At 40.2% G+C, this 2938-nt stretch carries 2 protein-coding genes; both read left to right on the top strand.

Annotated features, from left to right (window positions below; all coding sequences use genetic code 11):
• Positions 1-61 precede the first annotated feature (61 nt).
• Positions 62-1735, top strand: a complete 1674-nt coding sequence (gene lnt / locus F6K49_RS38970) for an apolipoprotein N-acyltransferase (protein WP_366514286.1) — start codon at positions 62-64, stop codon at positions 1733-1735.
• Between the two features lie 228 nt (positions 1736-1963).
• Positions 1964-2737, top strand: coding sequence for a sulfotransferase domain-containing protein (locus F6K49_RS38975; RefSeq protein ID WP_293105881.1), 774 nt, complete (start codon positions 1964-1966; stop codon positions 2735-2737).
• The last annotated feature ends 201 nt before the right edge of the window (positions 2738-2938 follow it).

Genomic DNA, 2938 nt, shown 5'->3' on the forward strand with positions numbered 1-2938 from the left:
TGAAAACCGCTGTAAATTCCCATCCACCAAAGCTACACAAAAACGTAATATAAATCCTGATATAAATCTTCCTACCCCCACTCAAAACTATGTTCTTTTAACCTCCTGCTTGCGGGTTCTAATCGGTACAGGCTTGTGGTGTGGCATAGAAACCCTGTGGAGTATGAGTCCCCTGTACTGGTCTGGCTTATCCTATACCCAAAGTCCCCATAACCTGATAATTTTGCACCTCGGTCAATTATCTGGTCCAATAACAGTTACAGCAGCTATTGTCGCGGTCAATGGTTTAATTGCTGAAAGCGGGTTAACCCTTAATCAGTTGTTCGCGTTCGCGCAGCGTCGGCTTTGCCGAAAGCGTGGCCTTTTGGCCAAGGTTGGCAGGTTGAACGTTGGCAGGTTTAATGTTGACAGGTTTAATGTTGACAGGTTGAAGGTTGACAGGTTGAAGGTTGGCAGGTTTAACGTTAATCAGTTGTTCGCGTTCGCGCAGCGTCGGCTTTGCCGAAAGCGTGGCCTTTTGGCCAAGGTTGGCAGGTTTAACGTTGGCAGGTTTAACGTTGAAAGTGATCACAACAAGCTTGAACCTTCAACCCCTCAAAACCTTCAACCTTCAACCCCTCAAAACCTTCAACCTTCAACCCCTCAAAACCTTCAACCTTCAACCCCTCAAAACCTTCAACCTTCAACTCCTCAAAACCTTCAACCTTCAACCCCTCAAAACCTTCAACCTTCAACCCCTCAAAACCTTCAACCTTCAACATTAAACCACTACAAACCTTTAACCCTTTTCGGTATAGCAATCGGGTTATTAATTAGCTTACATCTGCTGGGATGGTTACTGTATAACCAACCAATTGAGCAATCAAAAGATTCTGCTATTAAAGTCGGTATTATTCAAGGAAATATCCCCAATGAAATCAAACTTTACTCCGCTGGCTGGCAGCGTGCTATAAAAGGTTACACTACTGGATACCAGACATTGGCAGATCAAAAAGTAGACGCAGTGCTAACTCCTGAAACTGCCTTACCTTTTCTTTGGGAAGAACAGGTTCGCACTGTTAGTTCTTTCTACTCAGCAATTTTAGATAAAGGGGTTTTAGTTTGGGTAGGAGGCTATGGGCAAAGAGGGCGTAGCCTTACCAATAGTTTGTTTACTGTCACCGGTACTGGTGAGACCTTCAGCCGTTACGATAAGGTGAAATTAGTGCCCTTAGGAGAATATATTCCTTTTGAAGAATTCCTAGGACGTTTAATTGACCGATTATCCCCTCTTGATGCTCATTTAGCAGCAGGTAAACCTGACCAGTTATTAGAAACACCTTTTGGTCAAGCAGTGGTAGGAATTTGTTATGAGTCAGCTTTTCCCGAGCACTTCCGCTATCAAGCTGCCGCTGGTGGGCAGTTTATCCTCACTGCATCCAATAATGCCCATTACAGTAATACAATGCCTGCCCAGCACCATGCTCAAGATGTAATGCGCTCCATTGAAACAGATAGGTGGACAGTTAGAGCAACCAATACCGGCTATTCCGGTATTGTAGACCCCCATGGTAAAACACTATGGCTATCGGGGATTAATACCTATGAGTTGCACGCAGATACGATTTATCGACGACAGACTCAGACGTTGTATGTGCGCTGGGGGAATTGGTTGACTCCGGTGTTATTAGGGTTAGGGGGAATTGGCTGGTTGGTGTTGGGTTGGTTTGGAGTTAGTGTTGGCTTGGTAAATTGAGCACCGTTGGATTTAATTTGCCTATTTGATTGACAGGCTATCTTCGCCAGTGTTATTTTACTGAACTGAGTGTCCAAAGTGACTTAACTTTGCTAATGGCACAGGTAATTCTCAACTTGAGTCTTACAAAACGTCGGATGCACTCACTGAGCCGTTGAACAGATACATCGAACTCTTGGTTTTCCCATCGATTTAACCAGGAAACTACATATAAGGAGACCATTATTTATGAAAACAAAACATATTGCTATGTGGGCTTGTCCGAGAACTCGTTCAACTGCAATAACACGAGCCTTTGAGCAGATTGATGATTGCATTATCTATGATGAACCTCTACACCATTTCTGTTTTTTTAATATGGCTAATGACTACGAGAATGAGATCAAAGATTTTCCATCAGACTATTTAGTAAAATATCCTAACACTAATTACTCAAGCATCATTGAAAAATTAACTGGCGATCTACCAGAGGGAAAATCTTTTTCGTTTCAAAAACATCTGTCATATCATCTTATTCCAGGATTTGACAAAAGTTGGATATCTAAAGTTAAAAATTTCTTTTTAATTAGAGATCCAAGAGAAACAGTTACTTCATACTGGAAAGTCAAAAAAGCTGGAGGTTTTAACTGGGAAGAGTCAAAATCTTTCCTAGGCTGGGAAGAACAGTATAACCTATTCAAACAAATTCAGGATATAACCAAAGAAAAGCCTTTAGTCATTGACTCAGGAGATTTATTAAAAAATCCTCGAAATTATTTGAAAAATTTATGCGAAAAATTAGGGATTGATTTTTCCGAAAAAATGATTCGTTGGGAGCAAAAAAAAACTAGCATTATATCATGGGAGAATTCAATTTATGAACAGTTTAGTAAAAATGTTATTAATTCTAGTGGCTTTTTTGATAAACCTCAAGAAATTAATATTCCAGATCTATTAGTGCCTTCTATTAAGAAGTTTATGCCATTTTATGAAGAAATGTATAAAGATCGTATGATTGTTTAGTTTTTTTTTAGTTCAGTTATAGCAATTATCGGTCGAGGGAGGTAAATCTAAAATTATGAAAAGCCTTGTTATGCCCCAGGGTAATCGCATCTAATTTGGTATAAATTGTACTTGACAAAAAAAACGGTTGCATGAACAAGTCCTTCATCTCTCATCAAGGGTAACCTAGGATGTGTAAAGGGTTGTATTTTCTCGTCACTC

This window comes from Moorena sp. SIO3I6 (assembly GCF_010672095.1).